Consider the following 26,373-nt stretch of genomic DNA (forward strand, 5'->3'; position numbering starts at 1 on the left):
GTCTCCACCAGAGACTCGGGCCCTCGCGCGTACCCCTACTGGGAACCCCGGAAGCCGTCCCCCTCGACGATCAGCCCGGCGACCAGCGCGCCCGACATCCCGGCGTGGGCGAGACCGCCGCCGGGGTGCGCCGAACCCCCGGCCGCGTACAGGCCCGGCAGGCGGGGGGAGTTGGACCGCACGAGGTACCGCCCCGAGGCGCCCGCCAGCGCCGGGGCGGGCAGGTCCCCGTCGGGCGCGCCGGTCCGCGCCGCGATGTCCTCGGGGGTGTAGACCTCTCGCCACCGGACGCGGTCGGCCAGCCCCTCGACCGCCCGCGACGCCTGCGCGACCATGGCGTCCGCCCAGGACTCGCGCAGCGCGGGCCGCTTCCAGTCCTCCAGGTCCAGGGAAGGGGCCGCGGCCGTCAGGACGACGCTCTCGTGCGCGTCGTCGGGGCGCAGGGCCGGATCGTCGGGGCGCAGCACCCACACCGTGGGCGACTTCGGTGCTCCCGCGGCCTCGAAGACGGTGCGCAGCTCGGCCGTGCGATCCAGGGAGTGCACCACCGTACGGTGAGCCGCCTGCGGATCGCGTGCACCGGACAGGGCCAGACAGACCGTCACCCGGCCCGCGCCCGCCACCTCCAGATCCGGCTGGAAGTCCTCGTCCGCGTACAGCTCGTGTCCCTCCCAGGGGCCGTCGGGGCGGCCGTGCACCAGCGCGTTGAGCACCGTCGGGTGGACCGCCGCGACCACGTGGTCCGCCTCCGCCGTGGTGCCGTCCGCCAGCTCCACGCCCGCGGCCCTGCCGTCCCTGGCGGTGATGGCGACGACCTCCGCGCCGAAGACGAACGCGACCCGGCGGGCCAGGCAGCGTTCGTACACGGCGTCGGCCAGCGCCCTCATCCCGCCGCGCACGTACCAGGTGCCGAAGGTCTGCTCCATGTACGGCAGTACGGCGGCGGAGGCGGGAGCCCGGCGCGGGTCGAGTCCGAACCCGAGGGCGTAGCTCTCCAGCAGCGCGGTCAGCCGGGGGTCGCGCAGCTCCCACGCGCCGACCTCGGCAAGGGTGGAGGCCCTGCGCTCCCGCAGCAGCCGGCGGGTGGCGACCGACGGGTACGGGTCCTTGCCCAGCACCTGCCAGTCCGGCCACAGGGGCTCCTCCAGGAGCGGCCGCCGCACCCGGTCCCAGGCGTCCCCGGCCCGGCCCATGAACGCGTCCCAGCGGCCGGCCGCGTCCGCACCGAGCGCGGTGCCGAGCGCCGCCACGGCTCCGCGTGAGGCATTGGGCAGCGTGACGTCCGTGCCGTCGGCGAACACATGGCGGGCCGCCGGGTCCACCGGGGCCAGGTCGACGCACTCCTCCAGAGGCTCCCGGCCGGTCTTGACGAACAGGTCCCGGTACACGGCGGGCAGGTGCAGCAGCCCCGGTCCCGTGTCGAAGGCGAATCCGTCCCGCTCGAAGCGGCCCACCGCGCCACCGTGCGTCCCCCCGCGTTCGTACACCGTCACCCGGTGGCCCGCGACGGCCAGCCGGGCGGCGGTCGCCATCGCGCCGAGCCCGGCGCCGATCACCACAATCCGTGCCATGCAGCGACTTTAACGGGGGCCACTGACAACCCGGTCGCGGCCATGGCCGAGCACTCAGCGGGGAGTCGGACCACCCGTGCTCATCAGGCGTTTCTCCTCCCGGCGCTGCGCCCGGCGGCGACGGAACCGCCTGATCCGGCTCGCCAGGAAGACCAGCGTCACCAGGCCGGTCAGGAGCAGCGCTCCGGCGATCGAGGCCGCCGCGACCGGATGGAACATGGCGAAACTGACGATCCCCGCGACGCCCAGGTCCTCGGCGGTGCTGAGCACGATGTTGCTGAACGGCTCGGGGGAGGTGTTCACCGCCATCCGCGTCCCGGCCTTCACCAGATGACTCAGCAGCGCCGTCGAACCGCCCACCGCGCCCGCCGCGATCTCCGGCAGCGACCCGTTCTGCCCCGCCAGCAGCGCCCCGACCACCGCGCCCGCGAGGGGCCTGATGACGGTGTGGACGCTGTCCCACAGCGAGTCCACGTACGGGATCTTGTCGCTCACCGCCTCGATCAGGAAGAGGATCCCGGCGACCACCATGACGTCGGTGCGCTGAAGGGAGGCGGGCACCTCGTCGCTGATTCCGGTCGCGCCGAAGACGCCGAGGAGCAGGACCACCGCATAGGCGTTGATGCCGCTGGCCCAGCCGCTGGTGAACACGAGGGGGATGACTGACACGCGGACGATCGTAACCACAGGAAAACACCGGCCCGGTGAGGCTCGATCCCCCCGAGCCCACCGGACCGGTGCGTTTTCCCCCGTGTCCCCGTTACGTCCAGGGTCTCGCGCCGCTTCCGCCGCCCCGTGTCGGCGGTCTCGGCGCGAGCGCCCCTTCCGTGCTTCCCACTCTGTCGTCCGCGCAGGTGGGAGCCCATCCGCGTACCTACTCATCTCAGGTACTAGGTACGGATACTCAGAGCTGGGCGCTGCGGCTCAGCAGAGGTGGGCGTTCCGGCTCAGGGTTGCCCGCCGCCCACCCGTCCGTGCAGCAGCCTCGACAGTGCCGAGTGCACGTCGTCCAGGGAGCGTTCGCTCTGGAACGCCTGCCAGTCCAGCGCGGCCACCAGCACCATGCCGACCAGCGCCGCCGCCGTCAGCGGGATGTCGATCTCCGCGCTCAGCTCGCCGTCCGCCACGCCCTCGGTGAGCACCCGCTCCACGACGGCCACCGCCTGCTGACGCACCACCAGGAGCGTCGACTGCCACGCCCGGTTGGTGCGCCACAGCTCGGCCACGTACAGCTGCGTGAACGCCGGATAGCGGTCGATGAAGTGCAGACCGGCCCGGATCATCCCGTCCAGCGCCTCGATCTTGCTGCCGCCCCGTGCGGCGGTCTCGTCGGCCGCCTCCTGGAGGGAGGCCGTGAGCAGCCCCACCCCGTAGCGCAGCAGCTCTTCGAAGAGCTCGCTCTTGCTCTTGAAGTTGTAGTACACCGTGCCCTTGGCGACACCGGCACGCTCGGCGATCTCCTCCACGGTGGTCGAGGAGAAGCCCTTCTCTGCGATCAGGGTCACGGCCGCCTCGTAGAGCTTCTGCCGGGTGTTGCGGCGGCGCGTGCTGGTGCTGTCCATGGGGATGATTCTCCCAGGCCCCCCGGCGTCCGAGGGCGCTGTGCCCACAGGCTGCGCGCTCACAGGCTCAGCTCCGGGTGCAGGCGGTCCAGCGTCCAGACCTGCTTGCGGTGCGCCGAGAGGGCGGTGAGGGCCAGTGCACCGGCCGTGAAGGCGGCCAGCACGACGCTGCCCGTCCAGACCGGTTCCAGGCCGCCGCCGGAGATCAGCCTGCGCAGCCCCTCGACGACGTACGTCATGGGCAGGAACGGGTGGATCGCGTTGAAGAAGCCCGGCGAGGTCTGCACCGGGTAGGTGCCGCCCGCCGACGTCAGCTGGAGCATCAGCACCGCGAGTACCAGGATGCGTCCCGCCGCCCCGAAGCGGGCGTTCAGCCACTGGATGATCGCCGCGAAGCAGGCCGACACCAGCACCAGGAAGCCCAGCGTCCCGGCCGTGCGCGACATCTCCAGGCCGAGCCCGTAGTGCAGCACCGCCATCAACGCCGCGACCTGGAGCACCCCGAGCGCCACCACCGGCAGCCAGGCCGCGAAGGCGATCCGCCAGGCGGACGCACCGGCGGCCAGAGCGCGCCGGTTGAGCGGCTGGATCAGCATGTACGCGACCATCGCGCCGACCCACAGGGACAGCGGGATGAAGTACGGGGCGAACCCGGTGCCGTAGTTGGGCGCCTTGTGCAGCGACTCGGAGGCCAGCTTCACCGGGTCGGCCATCACCTCGGTGCGCTGGTCGCGGGAGTTCTTGTCGTAGTCGGGGATCTTCCCGACGCCGTCGTGCAGACCGCCCGCCAGCTTGCCGCTGCCGTCGGCGAGCTTGAACAGGCCGCCGTCCAGGTCGCTCGCCCCGGTCTTCAGCTTGCCGACGCCCTTGTCGAGGTCGGTGGCTCCGGTACGGGCCGAGGTCAGGCCGGTGTGCACCTTGGCGGCACCCTGGGAGACCTGCTGGGCGCCCTTGTTGAGCGCGTTGACCTTCGCGACGGCCGTCTTGAGGTTGTCGTCGAGGTGCGGGGCCTCCCGGACGAGCGCTTCCGACTTGGTCTGGACGTCCTTCAGGCGGGTCTCCAGGAGGGCCAGGTCGCTGTTGCTGTCCTTGACCATGGCGTTGACGTCCTCGGCCACTGTCGCGGCCTCCTGGGCCGCCGTGACGCCCTTCTTGAGGATCGGGCAAGCCTTCGCCCTCGCGGCGGCCTGCGGACCGTCCTCGGCCCCCTCGGGGGCGGCGCCCTCGCAGAACTCCTTGTGCGCGGCAGCCAGCTCGTTCGCGGCCGTGCGCGCCCCCTTCGCGGCACCGGGAGCCCGCTTGACGAGGGTGTCCAGGTGGTTCTGGGTGATCTTCGAGGAGTCCGCGACCAACTGTGCCGCGTGCGCGATCGACTTGCCGTCGTCCTTCAGGTACGGCCGGACCTGCCCGGCGATCCCGTTGACCTTCTCGGACAGCACCTTGGTGCCGTCGGCGACTTGCTTGGCGCCGTTCGCGACGTCGCCCGCGCCCTTGTCGAGCTTCTTGATGCCGCCCGACAGATCGCCGCTGCCCTTCTTGGCGTTCGTCAGGCCGTCGGCGAGGTCCTTGGAGCCCTTCTTCGCCTTCCCGATGCCTCCGTCGAGGTCCTTGGCACCCTTGGCGGCCTTCTCGGTCGCCTCGTGGATGTCGGAGAAGGAGATGAAGATCTTGTCGAGGAAGCCCCGGGAGGCGTTCGTGGAGGCGGCCCTGCGCACCTCGGAGAACACCGAACGGGAGATCTGTCCGACGATGTAGTTGTTGGAGTCGTTGGTGTGCACCTGGAGGGCACCCGTCTCCGGACTGTCGCCGGAGCTGGAGGCGATGCGCTCGCTGAAGTCCGAGGGCATCGTCAGCGACAGGTAGTACGCGCCGTTCTCGACGCCGTCCTTGGCGTCCTTCGCGCTCACCTCCTGCCAGTCGAAGACCTTGCTGTCGAGGAGCTTCTCGGTGATCTCGTCACCGGCGGTGATCTTCTTGCCCGCGGCGGTCGCACCCTTGTCGTCGTTGACGAGCGCCACGGGGATCTTGTCGAGCCGCCCGTACGGGTCCCAGAAGGACCACAGGTACAGGGCGCCGTACAGCAGCGGCAGCAGCAGGAGAGCGACGAGCGCGGCACGGGGGAGCTTCCCCCTGCCGAAGCGCTTGAGCTCAAGAGCGGCCAGTTTCGGCGAGCGCATCGGCCGCCCCCTCCTCGGTCGTGTCCTTCCCGGCGTCGTCCGCGCCGGTGTTCTTCTTCGCGTGCCTGGGCGCCTCGTCGCGCACGTTCCGTACGGACACCAGCAGGGCGTCCTTCGGCGGCGCGCTGCACACCGCGAGCACGGTGATGCCCGACGCGGCGATCGACCGGAACAGCTCCCAGGCGTCCTCGCGCTCGGCGTCCGACAGCTTGAGGTCCGCGTCGTCCACGGCGAGCAGCCGCGGCTTCGTCAGGAGCGCCAGGCCCACCGAGAGCCGCAGCCCCTCCAGCCGTTCCAGATCCCGTACGGACGTCCGCTCGCCCTTCGGCAGGGAGGCGAGGTCGAGCCCCACGGCGGCCATCGCGGCGTCGATCCGGGCCCGTGCGGCGGCCTTGCGCACCGAGGGCCTGGTGAGGAGCGAGCGCAGCGATCCGTCGAAACGGCGCTGGAGCAGGGCGCGTTCGCGCAGGTGCTCGGCGACGGTGAAGGCGGGGTCCAGGTCGCTGACACCGGGCACCGGGCCGAGCGCGCTGATCCGCCGGACGCCCGCCAGCTTCTTGGGCAGCCGCAGACCGCCCACCTCGGCATGGCCCTCGGTGGCACGCATGCGGCCGGTGAGCGCGAGCAGCAGACAGGTGCGGCCGGACCCGGACGGGCCCTCGATCGCGACGAACGAACCGGCGGGCGCACGGAAGTCCACGCCTCTGAACGCCCAGCCGCGCGGTCCCTTCAGCCCGAAGCCCGCCGCGCTGACCGCGGCCCCTTCGGCTCCTGCTGTGGCGTCTGCTGACGAGGCGTCGGCCGTGTCCGCGGCCTCCGTCGTCCCGGTGTGCGGGCTGTCCACGCACCCTCCCCATCTTTTGAACTGACCGGTCAGTTCAAAAGTATGCCCTCCGGCACCGGGGCCAAAGGGCCAGGTCAGGCCGGATTGTCAGTGGCGTCCCTCACAGTGGGCTCAGACGGCACCCGTGCCGTTGCCCGAGACAGGAGGTTCGTCATGGCACAGGCCGACGTTCACCCCGTGCGGCGCCGCACCCAGGCGCCGCCCGCGGCCCTCGATCTGCTCGCCCAGGCCCGCCGCGGCCTGGAGGAGGCCGCGGCCGCCGAGACCGCCAACGACCGCTACGCGACGGCCCACTTGGCCGCGCTGCGCACGGCCGCCGCCGTGCTGGCCGCCCGGGGCCGCCCCGAACCCACCCCGCGCCGCAGGCAGCGGATACGCAGCGCCTGGGAGGTGCTGCCCGAGACCGCGCCCGAACTGACCGAGTGGAGCGCCCTGTTCGCCTCCGGTGCCGAGCGCAGGGCCCGCGCCGAGGCGGGCATACGCGGCGCGGCGAGCGCCCGGGACGCCGACGACCTGGTGCGCGACGCCGCGATGTTCCTGCGCCTGGTCGAGCGGATGCTCGTACTCCAGCCGACGCTGCCGCGCAGCCGGGAGGACCGGGGGCCGGGGCCGCAGGCCGGGTGACGCGGGCGGTGCGGGGGAGCCGCGCACGGGGCGGCCCCGGCGGGGCGAGGCGCCCGCACACGGGGTGACCTGGGCAGGGCGGAGGGCCGGGCCCATTAGGCTGGGCGGAGCCTTGTCCGCGCGGGCTGGCCACCGTTCGCCCCGCACCGTTCGCCCCCGCACCGTTCACCGAGGAGTCAATGCCGTGTCGGAATCGATGCGCCCCCGCGCCTCCCTCCGTACCGCCGTGGTCTGGGAGGTCCTCAAGGACGCCCTCGACCACCGTGCCAAGGAGACCGGCCGCGACACCCTGGACGTCCTCGACACCGGAGGCGGCACCGGGAACTTCGCGGTGCCCGTCGCCAAGCTCGGCCACCGCGTCACCGTCGTCGACCCCAGCCCCAACGCCCTCTTCGCGCTGGAGCGCAGGGCCGCCGAGGCGGGAGTCGCCGACCGCGTCCGGGGCGTCCAGGGCGACGCGCTGGGCCTCTTCGACGTCGTCGAGCGCGACGGCTACGACGCCGTGCTCTGCCACGGCGTGCTGGAGTACGTCGACGACCCCGCCGAGGGCCTGCGCAACGTCGTCGAGGCACTCCGCCCGTCCGGCACGCTCAGCCTCCTCGCCGCGGGCAGCGGCGGCGCCGTCCTGGCCCGCGCGCTCGCCGGTCACTTCAACGAGGCCCGCCAGGCGCTCACCGACCCGGCGGGCCGCTGGGGCACGGGCGACCCGGTGCCCCGCCGCTTCACCGCCGAGCAGCTCCGCGAGCTGGCCGCGGGCGCGGGCGTCGAGGTCGCCGCCATACACGGCGTACGCGTCTTCGCCGACCTGGTCCCCGGTGTCCTGGTCGACACCGAGCCCGGCGCGATGGAGGCCCTTCTGAAGCTGGAGGCCGCGGCCGCCGAGCTGGACGCCTTCCACGCGGTCGCCACCCAGCTCCACGTGCTGGGCGGAAAGCGGACCCCGCAGGGCGCCTGACCGGCAGCCCTTCCGGCCCGCCGCGCGACGCCGCGGCGAGGCTCCCGGACCCGCACCGGGACCCGGGACCGGGGCCCTCGATCCCGTCCGGAGCAACGGGCCCCGTTCTCCCGAACATCCCCTCCACGGGGGCTGATCAGGGACGAGTCCGGGTACCAGTGACGTACGGAGTCCGCCGCGGGCCCCCCGATCAGCCTCCGGGCCCCGTATGATCGGGGGACACCGTCGGCATGACGGGTCGGCCGTTGGGGAATGCACGCTTCAACAGCCAAGCCGGCACGGCGGCCCGGATTGGCGATTTGGCGTAGAGGGCGGGTTTCACGGGGGCGATTCCCTGCCTATTCTGAAAGGGCCGCATCCGGTCGCCCCCCGCGACCGACGAGTAGGAGGACTCCGTGCCGCTCTCGGAGCACGAGCAGCGCATGCTCGAGCAAATGGAGCGAGCGCTGTACGCCGAAGATCCCAAATTCGCGACAGCGCTTGAGGGAAGCGGGCTGCGTACGTACACCCGGCGACGGGTCTACCAGGCGGTCGCAGGCTTTCTGGTGGGTATCGCGCTCCTCATGGCCGGCATGGTCGCCCAGATGATCTGGGTGAGCGTGGTCGGTTTCCTTGTCATGCTCGGTTGCGCCGTCCTCGCGGTCACCGGATGGCGCAAGGCTCCCAAACCTGGCGAACAGCCTGTTCCTGGAATGGCGCCCGCGGGCCGTCAGCCCAGGCAGCGCCGCTCGGTGATGAACCGCATAGAGCAACGCTGGCAGCGCCGCCGCGACGAGCAGCAGGGCAGCTGAGCGCACCCGGCACTGAGTGCGGGGCGATGGACATGTACGGGTGAGGGGCGGGCGTCGTCAAGACGCCCGCCCCTCACCCGTGTGCCCGCCTGTCCAGCTCGCCCGTGTTCCGGCCTGTTGAGCTCACCCGGGTGCCCGCCCGTTCAGCCGGACCGGCCCCCGCTCAGCCCCGCTGACGAGCCGTCCGGCGCACCGCGGCCGACCAGCGGTCCAGCCGCTGGCCCTGCCCGGACCACCGGCCCGTCAGCGCCGTCCAGCGCGCCGACAGCGCCCACACCACCCGCACGGTCGAACGCGGCAGCAGCAGTGCCCGCAGCCCGCTCCGGCCGCTCGCCTTCTCCCGCAGCCCCGCCCGCACCCGGTGCACGTCGTCCACCAGACCGCTGGCCGCCTGCGGCACCGGTGCGTACAGCACCTGCTCCACCGCACCGGCCACCCGGTGCACCGACTCAGCCGACGGGCCCTCCAGCAACCCCAGCCGTACGATCCGCGCCGCCGTCTTGCGCGGCGTCTGCGACTCGTCCGGCGGGGTCCCGTGGTCCCACGCGGAATCGATGATCTCCCGCCACGCGGCGAGCGTCCGCGCCGCAGCGTCCGCCGGGGTGCGCCCGCCCGACCGCAGCCGTACGCCCCGCACCCGGGTCCGCCACAGCAACGGCAGCAACAGCACGAGCACCAGGGCCAGTACGCCCAGTGCGATGCCCACGATCGTGCCCGTCGGCGGGCCCGTGTCGGTCGGCCCGGCCGCACCCGCCTGGTCCTTCTGACCGCAGTTGCCCATCCGCCGTTCGGCCGCCGGGCAGCTGTCGGACGGCTTGGGCGCCGCGCTCTGCGAGGTGCCGGCCCCGGCCGTGGGCTGCGCAGGGCTGCTCGCCGTCCCGGAAGGAGTGTCCTGGAGCGTGTACTGCGGGGCGGTGCCCCGGGTGGGCGTCGGTTCGAACCGGGTCCAGCCCAGGCCCTCGAAGTACAGCTCCGGCCAGGCGTGCGCGTCCCGCAGCCCCACCGACACCTCGTTGTTGGACGTGACCGTGCCGGGCGTGAAGCCGACCGCGACCCGCGCCGGGATCCCCAGCGTCCGCGCCATCGCCGCCATCGAGAAGGAGAAGTGGATGCAGAAGCCTTCCTTCTGCTTCAGGAAGCGGGCGATGGCCGCCGAACCGCTGCCCGACTGCACCTGCGTGTCGTACGTGAAGCCGCCCTCGGAGGCGAACCAGTTCTGGAGCGCCACCGCCCGCTCGTAGTCGTTCGCCGCACCCCGGGTGACCTGGAGCGCGGTCTCCTTCACGATCGGCGGCAGCCCTCCGGGGACCTGCGTGTACTCCTTGCGCAGGGCGGCCGGGGCGGCGGGCGCGTTCGCCAGCTGTTCCTTGGTCGGCTGCACGGCCAGACTCCGGACCTTGTACGACATCCCGCTCGTCGTCTGCCCCCGGTCGCCGACCAGGGTGCGCCCCTCCGGCTCGTACCGCCAGCGTCCCTTGATCTCGACCTTCGTCGCGGGGAACGGCAGCGGCAGCCAGTTCTGGGTGTACGACTGAGCGGCCGAGATGTTGGTGTTGATCTCCGTCGTGGGCACGTCGGCGCTGAGCCCCGCCGGCCTCGGCAGCGGGTCGGGCACGTCCTGGATCTTGCGCTCCGACGACCGCCACTGCGTGCCGTCGAACTGGTCGAGGGCGACGATCCGCAGGTACATGTCCTGCGTCTGCTGCGCGGTCGTGCGGTAGCGCAGCACCTCCCGGTCGACCGGCTGGTTCAGGCTCTCCTGGAGGGAGACCAGGGGGTTCACCGCGGAGATCGTCCCGCCGCCACCGGCCCCGCCACCGCCGGGACCCCGCCCGCCGAGCAGTCCGCCGTCCAGCGCGGGCAGCACCGCGGGGATCGCCAGGGCGACGCCGAGGGTGAGGGCGCCGATGCGGCGACCCGTACGGATCGGGGCCAGCGGCGCGCCGCTGCCCGACTCGAGCCCCGACGCGCTCTGCCGCTGCGAGGCCGGTCCGGCCCCGCCGAACACCCGGCCCCACTGCGCGAGGCGGTCCCGGCCCTCCGCCAGCAGGAGCAGCAGGTAGCCGGACGCGGCCAGCAGGAACCACAGCCAGCTCGCGCCGCCGGTCAGCCCCGCGGCCACCGAGTACAGGGCCAGCAGCGGCAGCCCGGCCGGGGCCGCACTGCGGAACGTCACCGCGAGGGCGTCCACCGCCAGCCCTATCAGCAGCACCCCGCCGATCAGCATCAGCTTGATGCCCTCGTTGGTCGGCGCCGGGATGGCGTACCGGTTGACGTCGGCGACGCCCGTGCTGAACAGCCGCCCGAACTCCGTGACCGCGTCCGGCCCCGGCAGCACCCCGAGCACCGCCTTGTCGGCCACGAACAGCAGCGTCAGCAGCAGCATCGACGCCACCGTCTGCACCACCACGGTCAGCGCCCTGGCCAGCGGCACCCGCCGCGCCAGTGCCCCGACGCCCGCCTGCACGGCGACCAGGATCGCCGCCTGCACATACCAGCCCCCGTCGGTGACCAGCGGAATCAGCGCGGCGGATGCCATGAGGGTGGCAGCCAGCGCGCACAGCGTCATCCGCCCGCGCCCGCTCACGACAGCACCCCTTCCACGGTCCCGCACGCGACCGGGCCCCGCCCGGACCCGTCCCCGCTCATGACCAGCCCCCCGAGATCCCCGACATCCCCGATGTTCCCGTCTTCGTGCTCGTGCTCTCCGGTGCACCCGTGCGCTGTGCGTCCGCCTGCCGCCACAACGACTCCAGCGACATCCCCGGCGGTACGGCGATCGCCGTCCACCCCGCCTCGCGCAGCAGCCGCAGCCGCTCCTCGGCCTTCTCGCGCGCCGCCACCGCCGCCTGCGGCTCGGCCGTCCACACCGCCGGGTCCGTGACGAACGCGACCGCGCCGCCGCTGCGCTGGCGCATCCGTGCCGCGATCGCCGCCTGGTCGTCGTCCAGATCGCCGAAGAAGGCGATCAGCAGACCGTCGTTGCCGCCGCGCAGCACCTCGTACGAGGGGGACAGGCCGCAGCCCCCCTCAGAGTCGGAGTGCCCCACGACCGCGAGGGTGTCCATCATCAGCCCGGCCGAGTCCGCGGACTCCTGCGTGGAACCGGCGAATCCGCCCGATCCCTCGCCCGGCACCGCGTTGCCGGTGTCGGTCAACAGCCGTACCGAAAAGCCCCGTTCGAGCATGTGCACCAGCACCGACGCGGCTCCCGACACGGCCCATTCGAACGCCGAGTCAGGACCGGCCCCGACGTACGCGTGGCGCCGCGTGTCGAGCAGCACCGTGCAGCGGGCCCGCTGCGGCTGCTCCTCGCGGCGCACCATCAGCTCGCCGTAGCGCGCGGTGGAGCGCCAGTGCACCCGGCGCAGGTCGTCCCCGTGCCGGTAGCCGCGCGGAATGATGTCGTCCTCGCCCGCCAGCGCGAGCGACCGCAGCCGCCCGTCGCCGTACCCGTTGGCCTCGCCGGACAGCCGTACCGCAGGCAGCACCTCCACGCGCGGGATCACCGTGAGCGTGTCGTACGCGCTGAACGACCGGCTCAGCTCGCACATCCCGAACGGGTCGGTCAGCCGCAGCTGGAGCGGCCCCAGCGGATACCGGCCGCGCAGGTCGGAGCGGACCCGGTAGGACACCTCGCGCCGCCCGCCCGCCTCGACCTTGTCCAGCACGAAGCGGGGCCTGGGCCCCAGTACGTACGGAACCCGGTCCTGGAGCATCAGGAGCCCGGTGGGCAGCCGCGAGACGTTCTCCATCCGCAGGTGCACCCGGGCCTCGGACCCGGCGGGCACCCGGCCCGGGGTCAGCCGGCGGCTGCCCGCGACCCGGTAGCGGGTGCGGTACAGCACGGCCACGCACATCAGCGGCAGCACGGCCAGCAGCACGCCCACCCGCAGCAGGTCGCCCTGGCCGAGCACGAACGCGCAGACGGCGGCGGCCACACCGGCGGCAAGGAACGACCGGCCGCGCGTGGTCAGCCCGGACAGCGCCGCCCGGCCGCCGCTCTTCTCCAGGGCGCCCTTCTCCCCGGGCTCGGCCTCCGGGGCCCGGCCGGACATCACAGCGGCCGGACGCCGGGCGTGCCGTACGGCGGCGCGGGGGCGCCCGAACCGGTCGGTACGGGGATGCGCTGGAGGATGTCCAGCACGACCTGCTCCGCGGTGCGCCGGTTCAGCTGGGCCTGCGCGGTCGGCAGCAGCCGGTGCGCGAGGACCGCGACCGCCAGGGCCTGTACGTCGTCGGGCAGCGCGTAGTCCCGGCCGCTGAGCGCGGCGGATGCCTTGGCGGCCCGCAGCAGGTGCAGGGTGGCGCGCGGCGAGGCGCCCAGGCGCAGGTCGGGGTGGGAGCGGGTGGCGCCGACCAGCTCGACCGCGTAGCGCCGTACCGCTTCCGCGACGTGCACCGAACGGACCGCGTCGATCAGCTTCACCACGTCGTGCGCGTGCGCCACCGGCTGGAGGTCGTCCAGCGGCGAGGCGCCGCCGTGCACGTCCAGCATCTGGAGCTCCGCCTCCGGGGAGGGGTAGCCGATGGAGACACGGGCCATGAAGCGGTCGCGCTGGGCCTCGGGGAGGGGGTAGGTGCCCTCCATCTCGACCGGGTTCTGGGTGGCCACCACCATGAACGGGTTGGGCAGCTCGTACGTCTGCCCGTCGATGGTGACCTGGCGCTCCTCCATGGACTCCAGGAGCGCGGACTGGGTCTTGGGCGACGCGCGGTTGATCTCGTCGCCGATCACTATCTGCGCGAAGATCGCGCCCGGCTTGAACTCGAAGTCGCGCTGCTGCTGGTCGTAGATCGACACACCGGTGATGTCCGAAGGCAGCAGGTCCGGCGTGAACTGGATGCGGCGCACCGAGCAGTCGATGGATCTGGCCAGGGCCTTCGCGAGCATCGTCTTGCCGACGCCCGGCACGTCCTCGATGAGCAGATGCCCCTCGGCGAGGAGCACGGTCAGCGAGAGTCGTACGACCTCCGGCTTGCCCTCGATCACAGACTCCACCGACCTGCGGACACGCTCCGCTGTGGTGGTCAGATCTGTGAGGCTCGCTCGATCGTCATAGGTCGTCACCCGGCCCTCCTCGGCCCTTTCGGGCCGGCGTCACGACGACGCGAACGGCCCACCCCAAAACCCAAAACACGGACAACGCGGCCGGACCGGAGGGGTCCGGCCGCGTTGTCCCGTACGCATTCTTGTTGCCGTTACCGCTTCGTGTCACTCGCCTGTGGACAAGTGCATGCGAAATGCCGGAGTTGGGGCCTTTTCGTGTGCACACGGGACGGCTTTCCCGCACGCCATAGACCGGTTCTCGGTGTTCAGGCCGGGTCGATCTCCCGGAGCAGACCCGTCGTCACGTCGAAGACGAAGCCGCGCACGTCACCGGTGTGCAGCAGGAACGGCGAGGTCCGCACGCGCTGCATCGACTGACGTACGTCCTGGTCCACGTCGCGGAACGCCTCGACCGCCCAGGACGGGCGCTGGCCGACCTCGTCCTCGATCTCGTGCCGGAAGTCCTCGGTGAGGGACTCCAGACCGCAGTTGGTGTGGTGGATGAGTATGACGCTCTGCGTGCCCAGCGCCCGCTGGCTGATGGTCAGCGAACGGATCACGTCGTCCGTGACCACGCCGCCCGCGTTGCGGATGGTGTGGCAGTCGCCGAGCGCCAGGCCCAGCGCGTCGTGGAGGTCGAGACGGGCGTCCATACAGGCGACCACGGCGACGCGCAGGACGGGACGGGCGTCCATTCCCGGGTCGCTGAACTCGGAGGCGTACTCCTCATTGGCCTTGACGAGCCCGTCGATGACCGTCGGGTCGGCGGAAGTGGCGGAGCCCTCGGGGAAAGATGCGGAAGTCGACATGACTATGACGGTAATGGTCACAGGGGGTCCGGTCCTGCCGGGGTGGAGAAAAAGAAGGTCAACGCGACCCGTTGTGAGCTAACCCACAAGGCCCTCGGTGAGGCTCCCGTCCTTCCCTCGTACGAGTGAAAAGGCCGTCGGAGAGGCTGTCGCGGGCACGCCGCGCGGTCCGTCGCCCGTTGATTGACCGCGAGGGCCGGTGGACTAAAGTGACGCGTTGTACGAAATCCAGTGAGTTCCCCGCGCGGCAGTACGTACGGCCCGGCCTCCGCCCGCTCGTCGGCCGGACCGTCTTTCATCGGCCCGGCTCCCCTTCCCGGGCGGGTGGGGACCGGGCCGTACGTGCAACCTGTAAGCCACGCGCTTTGTCTGAGAGGGCGCATGAGCCAGACCCGACACGTCCCGGTGATGCTCCAGCGGTGCCTGGACATGTTGGCCCCGGCCATCTCCGAGCCCGGAGCGGTCGTCGTCGACTGCACCCTCGGACTGGGCGGCCACAGTGAAGCCCTCCTCACCCAGTTCCCGGGCGTGCGCCTGATCGGCCTCGACCGCGACAAGGAGGCCCTGCGCCTCTCCGGCGAGCGCCTCGCCCCCTTCGGCGAGCGCGCCACCCTGGTGCACGCGGTGTACGACGAGCTGCCCGAGGTCCTTGAGAACCTCGGCATCCCGCGCGTCCAGGGCGTCCTGTTCGACCTCGGCGTCTCCTCCATGCAGCTCGACGAGGCCGACCGGGGCTTCGCGTACGCCCAGGACGCCCCGCTCGACATGCGCATGGACCAGTCGACCGGCGTCAGCGCGGCCGAGGTCCTCAACACCTACGCACCCGGCGAACTGGTCCGCATCCTGCGCCAGTACGGCGAGGAGAAGCAGGCCAAGCGGATCGTCTCCGCCGTCGTGCGCGAGCGCGCCAAGGAGCCCTTCAGCAACAGCGCCCGCCTGGTGGACCTCATCCGCGACGCCCTCCCGCAGGCCGCGAAGCGCACCGGCGGCAACCCCGCCAAGCGGACCTTCCAGGCCCTGCGCATCGAGGTCAACGGCGAGCTGGACAGCGTGGAGGCCGCCATTCCGGCAGCCGTCCGAGCCGTCTCCGTCGGCGGCCGGGTCGTCGTCATGTCCTACCAGTCGCTCGAAGACCGGATCGTGAAGCAGGTCTTCGCGGCGGGCGCGGCCAACACCGCCCCGCCGGGACTGCCCGTGGTCCCCGAGCGCTACCAGCCGCGCCTCAAGCTGCTCACCCGCGGTGCGGAACTGCCCACCGAGGAAGAGGTCGCCGAGAACCGCAGGGCGGCCCCCGCCCGGCTGCGCGGCGCCCAGCGCATCCGGGAGGAAGAAGCCAGTTGAGCAAACCGGCCAAGCAAGTACGGGGGAGGGCGGCGAGGCTCTCCGAACTGATGCCGTCGGGCCCGGCCCAGGCGGCCCGCACCCCCTTCGTGCTGCTGGTCGTGGTGCTGCTCGGCGGCGGCCTGATCTGCCTGCTCGTGCTGAACTCGGCGCTCAACGAGGGGTCGTTCAGACTGAACGACCTCAAGAAGCAGACCACCGAGCTCACCGACGAGGAGCAGGCCCTCCAGCGCGACGTCGACGACCGCTCCGCCCCCGGCGCCCTGGAGCGCCGGGCCCGCGAGCTCGGCATGGTCCCCGGCGGTTCCCCCGCCTTCGTCGACCCCGACGGCCGGGTCCGCGGCACCCCGAGTCAGGCCCCGCCGCCGGAGCCCGCCCCCGAACCCGTACGACCGCAGCAGGCCCCGGTGGCTCCGCCCGCCGCCCCGAGCACCCCGGCCGCCCCACCGGCGCCACCGGCCCCACCCACACGTCAGGCCCCCGCCTCGCCCGCCTCCGGGCAGCAGAAGCAGCAGGCGCCGCAGACGCAGCAACCCCCGACGACTTCCGGCAGGTGACGCAGTGGCCCCGAAGGCTGTGCCCCCGAACGACGGACCGCGCCGCCGGGTCCCGGCCCCCGGCCGCCCGCCCGCGCGCAGGCCCGCCCCGGCCCGCCGCCCCGCCGCGAAGACCGCGACGCTCCGGCTCGGCAGCCCCAAGCCCCGGCTGCGTCTGGTCAGCCTCGGCCTGACGCTGGTGATGCTGGCCTTCGTCGTACGGCTCTTCCAGGTGCAGGCCGTCGACGCGGCCACGTACACCGACAAGGCGGAACGCCAGCGTCAGGCGCGGCACACGCTCACCGCCGAGCGCGGCGAGATCACCGACCGCAGCGGCATCGCACTCGCCGCCAGCGTCGACGCGCACGACATCACCGCCGACCCCTTCCTCTTCACCCCCGAGCAGGCCAAGACCGCCGACGCGCCGCAGCAGGCCGCCGCGATCCTCGCCCCGATCCTCGGCAAGACCCCCGCCGACCTCGCGAAGAAGCTCGCGAGCCCCAAGTCGCGGTACGTCGTCCTGGCCCGCCGCCAGACCCCCCAGGTCTGGAAGCAGATCAAGGACCTGAAGAGCGTGTACGGCGACAAGGCCGCCGCCGCGAACAAGCGGAAGCCGAATTCGGCCACCAACCTCCTGGGCGGCGTCCTCCAGGAGCCCAGCAGCACCCGCGTCTACCCCAACGGCGACCTCGCCGCCGGAATACTGGGTTACGTCAACGCCGCGGGACGCGGTGCGGGCGGCCTGGAGGTCAAGCTCGACAAGGAACTCGCGGGCCAGGACGGCGAGGTCACCTTCGCCCAGGCGGGCGGCCGCCGGGTGCCCACGGCGGGAGCCAACGAGACCCCCGCCGTGCCCGGCTCGGACATCGAGCTCACCATCGACCGCGACATCCAGTGGGCCGCCCAGAGCGCCATCGCGGAGCAGGTCAGGAAGTCCAAGGCGGACCGCGGCTACGTCATCGTGCAGGACACCCGCACCGGCGAGGTCCTCGCCATGGCCAACGCGCCCGGCTTCGACCCCAACGACCTCTCCCAGGCCAACGCCGCCGCGATGGGCAACGCGGCCCTCCAGGACGCCTACGAGCCCGGCTCCACCTCGAAGATCATGTCCATGGCGGCCGTGCTGGAGGAGAAGGCGGCGACGCCCGACACCCACGTCGTCGTGCCGAACCGGCTCAAGCGGGGCGACCGCAACTTCAAGGACGACATCGACCACCCCACCTGGAACCTCACCCTCAACGGGGTCCTCGCCAAGTCCTCCAACATCGGCACCATCCTGGCCACCGGCGAGCTCGGCGACACCCAGCCGGAGGCCAACGAGGTGCTGCACTCCTACCTCACCAAGTTCGGCATCGGCCGGCGCAGCGGCCTCGGCTTCCCCGGCGAGACCTCCGGCATCCTGGCCCCGCCCGAGAAGTGGTCCACCTCGCAGCAGTACACGATCCCCTTCGGCCAGGGCCTGTCCGTCAACGCCCTCCAGGCGGCCTCCGTGTACTCCACGATCGCCAACGGAGGGGTACGGATCGAGCCGACCCTCGTCCGCGGGTCGAAGGGCCCGGACGGCCGGTTCACGCCCGCCCCCGCCCCGAAGAAGACCCGGGTGGTCAGCGACCAGACGGCCAGGACCCTGGCCAAGATGCTGGAGTCCGTCGTCGACGACGAGGAGGGCACCGGCACCAAGGCCCGCATCCCCGGCTACCGCGTCGGCGGCAAGACCGGAACCTCCAACCGGGTGGACCCCAAGACGGGCCGCTACAAGGGCTACACGGCCTCCTTCGCCGGGTTCGCGCCCGCCGACGCGCCCCGGATCACCGTCTACTGCGCCATCCAGAACCCCACCACGGGCAGCTACTTCGGCGGCCAGATCTGCGGCCCCATCTACAAGCAGGTCATGGAGTTCGCCCTGAAGACCCGCCAGGTCGCCCCGACCGGCGGCAAGCCCGCCCGGCTCCCGGTCACCTTCACCCCGGGCCCGTGAACCGCCCGTCCCGGACGACGCCACCGGAACCGCCCATTCCGGGCGGTGAAGCGGACTCCCGAGTACCGAAGCGGAAACCCTCAGTGACAACCCTCACCAACGACCACCGAAAACGGGTTGCGCAGCCCCCCTGCTTTCGCCCGCAGCCCGGTCCGGCGGGTACGCTCACCGCCGTGCCACACGCTGATCAGTCCCAAACCACCCAGAAGGACGCTCCGGTGAACTACCCCGGAGCGCCCAGGCCGGACCGGGTCCGCCCGACGACCCTCGGGGAGCTGGCCGAACGGCTGGGCATCGAGTCCCCAGGACCTGGAGAGACCACCGGAATCACCCACGACTCCCGCGCGGTCCGCCCCGGCGACGTCTACGCCGCGCTCCCGGGAGCCCGCCTGCACGGCGCGGACTTCGTCGCCCAGGCCGCCGAACTCGGCGCCGCCGCGGTCCTCACCGACCCGACGGGCGCCGAACGCGCCGCCGCGACCGGACTGCCCGTCCTCGTCGCCCCGAACCCGCGTGCCCGCATGGGCCAGCTCGCCGCCGACATCTACGGAAACCCAGGCCGCGACCTGCTCCAGATCGGCATCACCGGAACGTCCGGCAAGACCACCACCGCGTACCTCGTGGAAGGCGGTCTGAAGCAGGCCGGAGACCTCCCCGGGCTCATCGGCACGGTCGAGATGCGCATCGGCGACGAGCGCATCAAGTCGGAGCGGACCACCCCCGAGGCCACCGACCTCCAGGCCCTGTTCGCGGTGATGCGCGAACGCGGCGTGAAGTCGGTCGCGATGGAGGTTTCCAGCCACGCCCTGGTGCTCGGCCGGGTCGACGCCTGCGTCTTCGACGTCGCCGTCTTCAACAACCTGAGCCCCGAGCACATGGAGTTCCACTCCGACATGGAGGACTACTTCCAGGCGAAGGCACAGCTCTTCACCCCGGAGCGGTCCCGGCTCGGCGTCCTCAACGTCGACGACGAGTACGGCCGCCGCCTGGTCACCGAGGCCACCGTGCCGGTGATCACGTTCTCCGCCGAGGGCCACCCGGACGCCGACTGGCGCGCCGAGAAGGTCGACGTGGGCCCGCAGTCCAGCACCTTCATGGTGGTCGGCCCGCGCGGCGAGCACGTGCACGCCACCGCGCCGCTGCCGGGCCCCTTCAACGTCGCCAACACCCTCGCCGCGATCGTCACCCTGGCCGCCGCCGGGTACGACCCGCAGACCGCCGCCGACGGCATCGCCGCCGTGCCCGGCGTCCCGGGCCGTCTGGAGCGCGTCGACGCCGGTCAGGACTACCTCGCCGTCGTCGACTACGCGCACAAGACGGACGCCGTCGAATCGGTCCTGCGCGCCCTGCGCAAGGTCACCGAGGGGCAGCTGCACATCGTGCTCGGCTGCGGCGGCGACCGCGACACCCACAAGCGCGGCCCGATGGGCGCGGCAGCCGCACGGCTCGCCGACACCGCCGTACTGACCAGCGACAACCCCCGCTCCGAGGACCCCCTCGCGATCCTCGCGACCATGCTCGCGGGCGCCGCGGAGGTGCCCGCCCACGAGCGCGGCGACGTCGCCGTCTTCGAGGACCGGGCCGCCGCCATCGCCGAGGCCGTCGCCCGCGCGAAGCCCGGCGACACCGTCCTCGTCGCGGGCAAGGGCCACGAGCAGGGCCAGGACATCAACGGGGTGATCCGCCCCTTCGACGACCGCACCGTGCTGCGGGCGGCCGTCGAGCACCGTCTGAACGACACGAGGGGCTGACCGGAAATGATCCCCCTTTCCCTCGCCGAGATCGCCACGCTCGTCGGTGGACAGACCCATGACATACCGGACACGAGCCTGAAGGTCACCGGCCCGGTCGTCATCGACTCCCGCCAGGTCCGTACGGGCAGCCTGTTCGCCGCGTACGCGGGCGAGCGGGTCGACGGCCACGACTACGCCGAGCGCGCCGTCGACGCGGGCGCGGCGGCCGTCCTGGCCACCCGTCCGGTCGGCGTGCCCGCCATCGTCGTGCCCGACGTGACCGAGGCGCTCGGCGCGCTCGCCCGCAGCGTCGTGGCCCGCCTGGGCACGGACGTCGTCGCCCTCACCGGCTCCGCGGGCAAGACGTCCACCAAGGACCTCATCGCCCAGCTCCTGGAGCGCAAGGCCCCCACCGTCTACCCGGCGGGCAACCTCAACAACGAGATCGGGCTGCCCCTCACGGCACTGCGCGTCGCCGAGGACACCCGCCACCTCGTCCTGGAGATGGGCGCCCGCTACATCGGCGACATCCGCTACCTGACCGGTCTCGTCCCGCCGCGCATCGGCCTCGTCCTCAACGTCGGGACCGCGCACGTCGGCGAGTTCGGCAGCCGCGAGAACATCGCCGTCGCCAAGGGCGAACTCGTCGAGTCCCTCCCGGCCGACGGCGTCGCCGTACTCAACGCCGACGACGGTCTCGTACGGGAGATGGCGTCCCGCACCACGGCGCGCGTCCTGTACTTCGGCGAGTCCGAATCCGCCGACGTACGCGCCACCGAAGTGCGCCTCACCGAGGACGGCCGCCCGGCCTTCACGCTCCACACACCCTCCGGGTGCAGTGACGTGACCATGCGGCTGTACGGTGAGCATCACGTGTCGAACGCGCTCGCCGCGGCCGCCGTCGCCCATGAGCTGGGTCTGTCCGTCGACGAGATCGCCGTGGCGCTCTCCGAGGCGGGTACCCTCTCCCGCTGGCGCATGGAGGTCACCGAGCGTCCCGACGGCGTGACGGTTGTCAACGACGCCTACAACGCGAACCCCGAATCCATGCGAGCCGCCCTGCGCGCGCTCGCGTCCATGGGCAAGGGGCGGCGGACCTGGGCGGTGCTCGGGCACATGGCCGAGCTCGGGGACACCTCGCTCGTCGAGCACGACGCGGTCGGACGGCTCGCCGTCCGGCTCAACGTCAGCAAGCTGGTGGCAGTCGGGGGCCGGGAAGCGTCCTGGCTGCAACTGGGCGCCTATAACGAGGGTTCGTGGGGTGAGGAGTCGGTGCACGTGTCCGACACGCAGGCGGCGATCGACCTGTTGCGCGGGGAACTGCGCCCGGGGGACGTCGTGCTGGTGAAGGCATCCAGGTCGGTCGGCCTCGAAGCGGTCGCCCAGGCACTGCTCGATCCGGCCACCGAGGGTGAGGTCGCCGGCGCATGAGTCAGATCCTCTTCGCGGGGGCCATCGGCCTGTTCCTGACGCTCATCGGCACCCCGCTGCTGATCAAGCTGCTCGCCCGCAAGGGCTACGGCCAGTTCATCCGTGACGACGGCCCCCGCGGCCACCACGGCAAGCGCGGTACGCCCACGATGGGCGGCATCGCCTTCATCCTGGCCACGCTCATCGCGTACGCCCTGACGAAGGTGCTGACCTCCAGTCAGCCCACCATCTCGGGCCTGCTGGTGCTGTTCCTGATGGCGGGCATGGGCCTCGTCGGCTTCCTCGACGACTACATCAAGATCGTCAAGCAGCGTTCGCTGGGACTGCGCGCCAAGGCGAAGATGCTCGGCCAGCTGATCGTCGGCATCGCCTTCGCGGTGCTCTCGCTCAACTTCGCCGACAGCCGGGGCCAGACCCCGGCCTCCGACCGGCTCTCCTTCGTCGCGGACTTCGGCTGGTCGATCACGCCGGTGCTGTTCGTGGTGTGGGCGCTGTTCATGATCCTCGCGATGTCGAACGGCGTGAACCTCACCGACGGCCTCGACGGGCTCGCCACCGGCGCGTCCGTGATGGTCTTCGGCGCGTACACCTTCATCGGTCTGTGGCAGTTCCAGGAGTCCTGCGCCAACGCGCAGGGCCTCACCAACCCGAACGCCTGCTTCGAGGTCCGCGACCCGCTCGACCTCGCGGTCGTGGCCTCCGCGCTGATGGGCTCCTGCTTCGGCTTCCTGTGGTGGAACACCTCGCCCGCCAAGATCTTCATGGGCGACACCGGCTCCCTGGCACTGGGCGGCGCACTCGCGGGCCTCGCGATCTGCTCCCGTACGCAGCTGCTGATGGCCATCCTCGGCGGCCTCTTCGTGCTGATCACCATGTCGGTGGTCATCCAGGTCGGCTCGTTCAAGATGACCCGCAAGCGGGTCTTCCGGATGGCACCGCTCCAGCACCACTTCGAACTCAAGGGGTGGTCCGAAGTCCTTGTCGTGGTCCGCTTCTGGATCATCCAGGGCATGTGCGTGATCGTCGGTCTCGGTCTCTTCTACGCAGGATGGGCAGCAGGTAAGTGACCACCTGGCAGGACATGAACGTCACCGTGGCCGGTCTCGGCGTGAGCGGCATCAGTGCCGCCCGCGCCCTGGCCGGCCTCGGCGCCCGCATCACCGTCGTGGACGGCGGCGACAGCGCCACGCACAGGGCCCGCGCAGCGGAGCTCGCCAGCGAAGGCATCGCCGTACGGCTCGACGACGCGGACACCCTCCCCGAGGGAACCGAATTGATCGTCACCTCGCCCGGCTGGAAGCCCTCCAGCCCCCTGTTCGAGGCGGCGGCGAAGGCGGGCGTGGACGTCGTCGGCGACGTCGAGATCGCCTGGCGGCTGCGCGGCCCCGGGGCCGCGCCCTGGCTGGCCATCACCGGCACCAACGGCAAGACCACCACGACCCAGATGCTCGCGTCGATCCTCACCGCCGCCGGCCGGCGCACCGCCGCCGTCGGCAACATCGGCACCCCGATCATCGACGTGGTGCTCCAAGAGGACGCGTACGACGTCCTCGCCGTCGAGCTCTCCTCCTACCAGCTGCACTGGGCCCCCTCCCTGCGCGCCCACTCCGCCGCCGTCCTGAACCTGGCGCCGGACCACCTCGACTGGCACGGCTCCATGGACGCCTACGCCGCCGACAAGGGCCGCATCTACGAGGGCAACACCGTCGCCTGCGTCTACAACGTCGCCGACGCCGCCACCGAGGACCTGGTCCGCGAGGCCGACGTCGAAGAGGGCTGCCGCGCCATCGGCTTCACCCTCGCCGCGCCTGGTCCCTCCCAGCTCGGCATCGTCGACGGCATCCTCGTCGACCGCGCCTTCGTGACGAACCGGCAGAAGAACGCCCAGGAGCTCGCCGAGGTCTCCGACGTGCGCCCCGCCGCCCCGCACAACCTCGCCAACGCCCTCGCGGCCGCCGCGCTGGCCCGTGCGTACGGCGTGGAGCCCGCGGCCGTACGGGACGGCCTGCGCGCCTTCCGCCCGGACGCGCACCGCATCGAGCACGTCGCGGACGTCGCGGGCGTCGCGTACATCGACGACTCCAAGGCCACCAACACGCACGCCGCCGAGGCATCCCTCGCCGCGTACGAGTCCATCGTGTGGATCGCGGGCGGCCTCGCCAAGGGCGCCACCTTCGGCGACCTGGTGAGGAAGTCCGCCAAGCACCTGCGTGGCGCCGTCCTGATCGGCGCCGACCGTGCTCTCATCCGCGAAGCCCTCGCGCGACACGCGCCCGAAGTGCCGGTGGTCGACCTCGACCGGACCGACACTGGGGCGATGAAGGCGGCGGTCCGCGAAGCGGCTGCACTCGCCGGGCCGGGGGACACGGTGCTCATGGCCCCCGCCTGCGCCTCGATGGACATGTTCGCCAACTACAACGAGCGCGGCGAGTCCTTCGCCGCCGCCGTACGCGAACTGGCCGATACCCCGGCGTAGCCCGCCCGCAGGCACCACGCCCCCGGCTTCATCGGCGCACGAGTTGTTGGAGGGGACCACCGCGATGCCGGCCACGGCCAGAAGATCACCGGGAGCCCGTCCCGCCGCCCCGCGCGGCGGGACCGGCGCCGCCCGCCCGCGCCGCGGCCCCGGCGGCCCCCGCAAGCTCTACGAGCAGCTCCACAGGGCCTGGGACCGGCCCCTGACGGCGTACTACGTGATCCTCGGCAGCGCGCTGCTCATCATCGGCCTGGGCCTGGTGATGGTCTACTCCGCGTCGATGATCAAGGCGCTCCAGCTCGACCTGGTCAGCTCGTACTTCTTCCGCAAGCAGTTCCTGGCCGCCTCCATGGGCGCGGTGCTGCTGTTCGCGGCCTCCCGGATGCCCGTCAAGCTGCACCGTGCACTCTCGTACCCGCTGCTGGCCGGGACCGTCTTCCTGATGGCCCTGGTCCAGGTCCCCGGGATAGGGCACGCGGTCAACGGCAACCAGAACTGGATCTCCGTCGGCGGCCCCTTCCAGCTCCAGCCCAGTGAGTTCGGCAAGCTGGCGCTGATCCTGTGGGGCGCGGACCTGCTGGCCCGCAAGCAGGACAAGCACCTGCTGGCCCAGTGGAAGCACATGCTGGTGCCGCTCGTGCCGGTCGCGTTCATGCTGCTCGGGCTGATCATGCTCGGCGGCGACATGGGCACCGCGATCATTCTCACGGCGATCCTCTTCGGCCTGCTCTGGCTGGCCGGAGCGCCGACCCGGCTGTTCGCGGGCGTGCTCGGCTTCGCCGGGTTCCTGGGCTTCGTACTCGTCAAGACCAGCTCCAACCGGATGGCCCGCCTCGACTGCGTACTGAGCACCGAGATGGGCCCCGAGGGGCAGTGCCAGCAGGCCGTTCACGGAATCTACGCACTCGCGTCCGGCGGCTGGTTCGGATCGGGACTGGGTGCGAGTGTGGAAAAATGGGGCCAACTCCCCGAACCCCACAACGACTTCATCTTCGCCATCACAGGTGAGGAACTGGGTTTGGCGGGCACGCTGTCGGTACTCGCCCTGTTCGCGGCCCTAGGCTATGCGGGTATCCGCGTGGCCGGACGCACGGAGGACCCCTTCGTGAGGTACGCCGCGGGAGGCGTGACGACCTGGATCATGGCGCAGGCCACGATCAACATCGGTGCGGTGCTCGGCCTGTTGCCGATCGCCGGTGTCCCGCTCCCGCTGTTCTCGTACGGGGGCTCGGCGTTGCTGCCGACCATGTTCGCCGTAGGGTTGCTGATCGCCTTCGCGCGTGACGACCCGGCGGCGCGGGCCGCTCTGGCCATGAGGCGGCCCGGGACGAGATGGAAAACGATGAGACGGCGCGTCACCAAGCGTCCGTCCGGAGAGCGGTGAATTTCGGTGCATGTCGTACTCGCCGGTGGGGGGACCGCCGGCCACATCGAGCCCGCGCTCGCCCTCGCGGACGCCCTGCGCAGGCAGGACCCCACCGTGGGGATCACGGCCCTCGGCACGGAACGGGGCCTGGAGACCAGGCTGGTTCCCGAACGCGGATACGAACTCGGGCTGATCCCCGCAGTGCCGCTGCCCCGCAAGCCCACCCCTGAACTGATCACCGTCCCCGGGCGGCTGCGCGGCACCATCAAGGCCGCCGAGCAGATCCTGGAGCGCACCAAGGCCGACTGCGTCGTCGGCTTCGGCGGTTACGTGGCGCTGCCCGGCTACCTCGCGGCCAAGCGCCTCGGGGTGCCGATCATCGTCCACGAGGCCAACGCCAGGCCGGGCCTGGCCAACAAGATCGGTTCGCGGTACGCGGCGGCCGTCGCGGTCTCCACGCCCGACAGCAAGCTGCGCAACGCCCGCTACATCGGCATCCCGCTGCGCCGCACCATCGCCACCCTCGACCGGGGGGCCGTGCGCCCCGAGGCGCGGGCCGCGTTCGGGCTCGACCCGAACCTGCCGACGCTGCTGGTCTCCGGCGGCTCGCAGGGCGCGCGCCGGCTCAACGAGGTGGTCCAGCAGGCCGCTCCGTACCTCCAGCGCGCCGGAATCCAGATCCTGCACGCGGTCGGGCCGAAGAACGAACTGCCGCGCGTGGACAACATGCCCGGAATGCCGCCCTACATCCCGGTACCGTACGTGGACCGGATGGACCTGGCGTACGCCGCGGCGGACATGATGCTCTGCCGTGCGGGCGCCATGACGGTGGCCGAACTCTCCGCCGTCGGGCTCCCGGCCGCCTACGTCCCGCTGCCCATCGGCAACGGCGAACAGCGGCTCAACGCCCAGCCGCTGGTCAACGCCGGAGGCGGACTCCTGGTGGACGACGCGGCGCTCACTCCCGAGTGGGTGCACGGCAACGTCCTTCCGGTGCTCACGGATCCGCACCGGCTGTACGAGATGTCCCGCGCCGCCGCCGAGTTCGGCCGACGGGACGCCGACGACCTGCTCGTCGGCATGGTCTACCAGGCGATCGCCGCACGCAGGGCCGGCTGACCGGCCCCGG

At 72.0% G+C, this 26,373-nt stretch carries 21 protein-coding genes; 12 read left to right on the forward strand and 9 right to left on the reverse strand.

Annotated elements, in window-relative coordinates; translation table 11 throughout:
- Nucleotides 1-35: 35 nt before the first annotated feature.
- The 5 genes from OG897_RS09900 to OG897_RS09920 form a co-directional block, all read right to left on the reverse strand.
- Nucleotides 36-1,571 (reverse strand): NAD(P)/FAD-dependent oxidoreductase, encoded by a 1,536-nt coding sequence (locus tag OG897_RS09900; protein ID WP_266654874.1) that lies wholly within the window; start codon nt 1,569-1,571, stop codon nt 36-38.
- 54 nt (nt 1,572-1,625) lie between these two features.
- Nucleotides 1,626-2,240 carry a DUF4126 domain-containing protein gene (locus tag OG897_RS09905; RefSeq protein ID WP_266654875.1) on the reverse strand — a complete coding sequence of 205 codons (615 nt, stop codon included), beginning with the start codon at nt 2,238-2,240 and terminating at the stop codon, nt 1,626-1,628.
- 278 nt (nt 2,241-2,518) lie between these two features.
- Nucleotides 2,519-3,133, reverse strand: a complete 615-nt coding sequence (locus OG897_RS09910) for a TetR/AcrR family transcriptional regulator (protein WP_266654876.1) — start codon at nt 3,131-3,133, stop codon at nt 2,519-2,521.
- Between the two features lie 59 nt (nt 3,134-3,192).
- Nucleotides 3,193-5,310 (reverse strand): YhgE/Pip domain-containing protein, encoded by a 2,118-nt coding sequence (locus OG897_RS09915; RefSeq protein ID WP_266654878.1) that lies wholly within the window; start codon nt 5,308-5,310, stop codon nt 3,193-3,195.
- Nucleotides 5,282-6,043 carry an ATP-binding cassette domain-containing protein gene (locus OG897_RS09920; RefSeq protein WP_266656712.1) on the reverse strand — a complete coding sequence of 254 codons (762 nt, stop codon included), beginning with the start codon at nt 6,041-6,043 and terminating at the stop codon, nt 5,282-5,284. The genes OG897_RS09915 and OG897_RS09920 overlap by 29 nt, the downstream gene beginning before the upstream one ends.
- A gap of 264 nt (nt 6,044-6,307) precedes the next feature.
- On the opposite strand from OG897_RS09920, the gene OG897_RS09925 reads away from it, so the two are divergent.
- The 3 genes from OG897_RS09925 (at nt 6,308) to OG897_RS09935 (ending at nt 8,524) form a co-directional block, all read left to right on the forward strand.
- On the forward strand, nt 6,308-6,778 hold the full coding sequence (locus tag OG897_RS09925; RefSeq protein WP_266654880.1) for an SAV_6107 family HEPN domain-containing protein: 471 nt from the start codon (nt 6,308-6,310) through the stop codon (nt 6,776-6,778).
- A 184-nt stretch (nt 6,779-6,962) separates the two neighbouring features.
- Complete coding sequence (locus OG897_RS09930) at nt 6,963-7,733, forward strand: bifunctional 2-polyprenyl-6-hydroxyphenol methylase/3-demethylubiquinol 3-O-methyltransferase UbiG (RefSeq protein WP_266654882.1); 771 nt, start codon at nt 6,963-6,965, stop codon at nt 7,731-7,733.
- Between the two features lie 395 nt (nt 7,734-8,128).
- The gene (locus OG897_RS09935) at nt 8,129-8,524 is read left to right on the forward strand and encodes a DUF3040 domain-containing protein (protein WP_266654884.1); all 396 of its coding nucleotides are present in this window, start codon (nt 8,129-8,131) and stop codon (nt 8,522-8,524) included.
- Nucleotides 8,525-8,687: 163 nt separating this feature from the next.
- Here the strand turns inward: OG897_RS09935 and OG897_RS09940 are convergent, their stop codons facing one another.
- The 4 genes from OG897_RS09940 to OG897_RS09955 all read right to left on the reverse strand — a co-directional run bounded on the left by OG897_RS09940 (nt 8,688) and on the right by OG897_RS09955 (nt 14,383).
- A complete protein-coding gene (locus tag OG897_RS09940) occupies nt 8,688-11,111 on the reverse strand; it encodes a DUF3488 and transglutaminase-like domain-containing protein (protein ID WP_266654886.1) in 2,424 nt (807 codons plus the stop codon).
- A 58-nt stretch (nt 11,112-11,169) separates the two neighbouring features.
- Nucleotides 11,170-12,582 (reverse strand): DUF58 domain-containing protein, encoded by a 1,413-nt coding sequence (locus OG897_RS09945; RefSeq protein ID WP_266654888.1) that lies wholly within the window; start codon nt 12,580-12,582, stop codon nt 11,170-11,172.
- Nucleotides 12,582-13,595: a MoxR family ATPase gene (locus OG897_RS09950; protein ID WP_266654890.1), complete on the reverse strand. Its 1,014-nt coding sequence runs from the start codon at nt 13,593-13,595 to the stop codon at nt 12,582-12,584. Before OG897_RS09950 ends, OG897_RS09945 begins: the two co-directional genes overlap by 1 nt.
- Nucleotides 13,596-13,840: 245 nt before the next feature.
- Nucleotides 13,841-14,383 (reverse strand): carbonic anhydrase, encoded by a 543-nt coding sequence (locus OG897_RS09955; RefSeq protein WP_266654892.1) that lies wholly within the window; start codon nt 14,381-14,383, stop codon nt 13,841-13,843.
- A 381-nt stretch (nt 14,384-14,764) separates the two neighbouring features.
- On the opposite strand from OG897_RS09955, the gene rsmH reads away from it, so the two are divergent.
- The 9 genes from rsmH (at nt 14,765) to murG (ending at nt 26,363) form a co-directional block, all read left to right on the forward strand.
- Nucleotides 14,765-15,724, forward strand: a complete 960-nt coding sequence (gene rsmH, locus OG897_RS09960; protein ID WP_266654894.1) for a 16S rRNA (cytosine(1402)-N(4))-methyltransferase RsmH — start codon at nt 14,765-14,767, stop codon at nt 15,722-15,724.
- Nucleotides 15,721-16,281, forward strand: coding sequence for a septum formation initiator family protein (locus OG897_RS09965; protein WP_266654896.1), 561 nt, complete (start codon nt 15,721-15,723; stop codon nt 16,279-16,281). The genes rsmH and OG897_RS09965 overlap by 4 nt, the downstream gene beginning before the upstream one ends.
- Before the next feature lie 19 nt (nt 16,282-16,300).
- Nucleotides 16,301-18,238: a penicillin-binding protein 2 gene (locus tag OG897_RS09970; RefSeq protein ID WP_266656714.1), complete on the forward strand. Its 1,938-nt coding sequence runs from the start codon at nt 16,301-16,303 to the stop codon at nt 18,236-18,238.
- Nucleotides 18,239-18,411: 173 nt separating this feature from the next.
- The gene (locus tag OG897_RS09975; protein ID WP_323188011.1) at nt 18,412-19,989 is read left to right on the forward strand and encodes a UDP-N-acetylmuramoyl-L-alanyl-D-glutamate--2,6-diaminopimelate ligase; all 1,578 of its coding nucleotides are present in this window, start codon (nt 18,412-18,414) and stop codon (nt 19,987-19,989) included.
- Between the two features lie 6 nt (nt 19,990-19,995).
- Nucleotides 19,996-21,402: a UDP-N-acetylmuramoyl-tripeptide--D-alanyl-D-alanine ligase gene (gene murF, locus OG897_RS09980; RefSeq protein WP_266654900.1), complete on the forward strand. Its 1,407-nt coding sequence runs from the start codon at nt 19,996-19,998 to the stop codon at nt 21,400-21,402.
- Nucleotides 21,399-22,469: a phospho-N-acetylmuramoyl-pentapeptide-transferase gene (gene mraY / locus OG897_RS09985; protein ID WP_266654902.1), complete on the forward strand. Its 1,071-nt coding sequence runs from the start codon at nt 21,399-21,401 to the stop codon at nt 22,467-22,469. The genes murF and mraY overlap by 4 nt, the downstream gene beginning before the upstream one ends.
- Nucleotides 22,466-23,878 (forward strand): UDP-N-acetylmuramoyl-L-alanine--D-glutamate ligase, encoded by a 1,413-nt coding sequence (gene murD / locus OG897_RS09990; RefSeq protein ID WP_266654903.1) that lies wholly within the window; start codon nt 22,466-22,468, stop codon nt 23,876-23,878. The genes mraY and murD overlap by 4 nt, the downstream gene beginning before the upstream one ends.
- 64 nt (nt 23,879-23,942) lie before the next feature.
- Complete coding sequence (gene ftsW, locus OG897_RS09995; RefSeq protein WP_266654904.1) at nt 23,943-25,262, forward strand: putative lipid II flippase FtsW; 1,320 nt, start codon at nt 23,943-23,945, stop codon at nt 25,260-25,262.
- A gap of 6 nt (nt 25,263-25,268) precedes the next feature.
- Nucleotides 25,269-26,363 carry an undecaprenyldiphospho-muramoylpentapeptide beta-N-acetylglucosaminyltransferase gene (gene murG, locus OG897_RS10000; protein WP_266654905.1) on the forward strand — a complete coding sequence of 365 codons (1,095 nt, stop codon included), beginning with the start codon at nt 25,269-25,271 and terminating at the stop codon, nt 26,361-26,363.
- Nucleotides 26,364-26,373: the final 10 nt, after the last annotated feature.

Origin of the sequence: Streptomyces sp. NBC_00237 (genome assembly GCF_026342435.1) — a bacterium.
Lineage (GTDB): Bacteria > Actinomycetota > Actinomycetes > Streptomycetales > Streptomycetaceae > Streptomyces.

Coding starts and splice junctions, on each gene's coding strand:
- murF (WP_266654900.1), top strand. CDS start 19,996: ATGATCCCCCTTTCCCTCGCCGAGATCGCCACGCTCGTCGGTGGACAG.
- OG897_RS09955 (WP_266654892.1), bottom strand. CDS start 14,383: ATGTCGACTTCCGCATCTTTCCCCGAGGGCTCCGCCACTTCCGCCGAC.
- OG897_RS09945 (WP_266654888.1), bottom strand. CDS start 12,582: ATGTCCGGCCGGGCCCCGGAGGCCGAGCCCGGGGAGAAGGGCGCCCTG.
- OG897_RS09910 (WP_266654876.1), bottom strand. CDS start 3,133: ATGGACAGCACCAGCACGCGCCGCCGCAACACCCGGCAGAAGCTCTAC.
- rsmH (WP_266654894.1), top strand. CDS start 14,765: ATGAGCCAGACCCGACACGTCCCGGTGATGCTCCAGCGGTGCCTGGAC.
- OG897_RS09900 (WP_266654874.1), bottom strand. CDS start 1,571: ATGGCACGGATTGTGGTGATCGGCGCCGGGCTCGGCGCGATGGCGACC.
- OG897_RS09915 (WP_266654878.1), bottom strand. CDS start 5,310: ATGCGCTCGCCGAAACTGGCCGCTCTTGAGCTCAAGCGCTTCGGCAGG.
- mraY (WP_266654902.1), top strand. CDS start 21,399: ATGAGTCAGATCCTCTTCGCGGGGGCCATCGGCCTGTTCCTGACGCTC.
- OG897_RS09925 (WP_266654880.1), top strand. CDS start 6,308: ATGGCACAGGCCGACGTTCACCCCGTGCGGCGCCGCACCCAGGCGCCG.
- ftsW (WP_266654904.1), top strand. CDS start 23,943: ATGCCGGCCACGGCCAGAAGATCACCGGGAGCCCGTCCCGCCGCCCCG.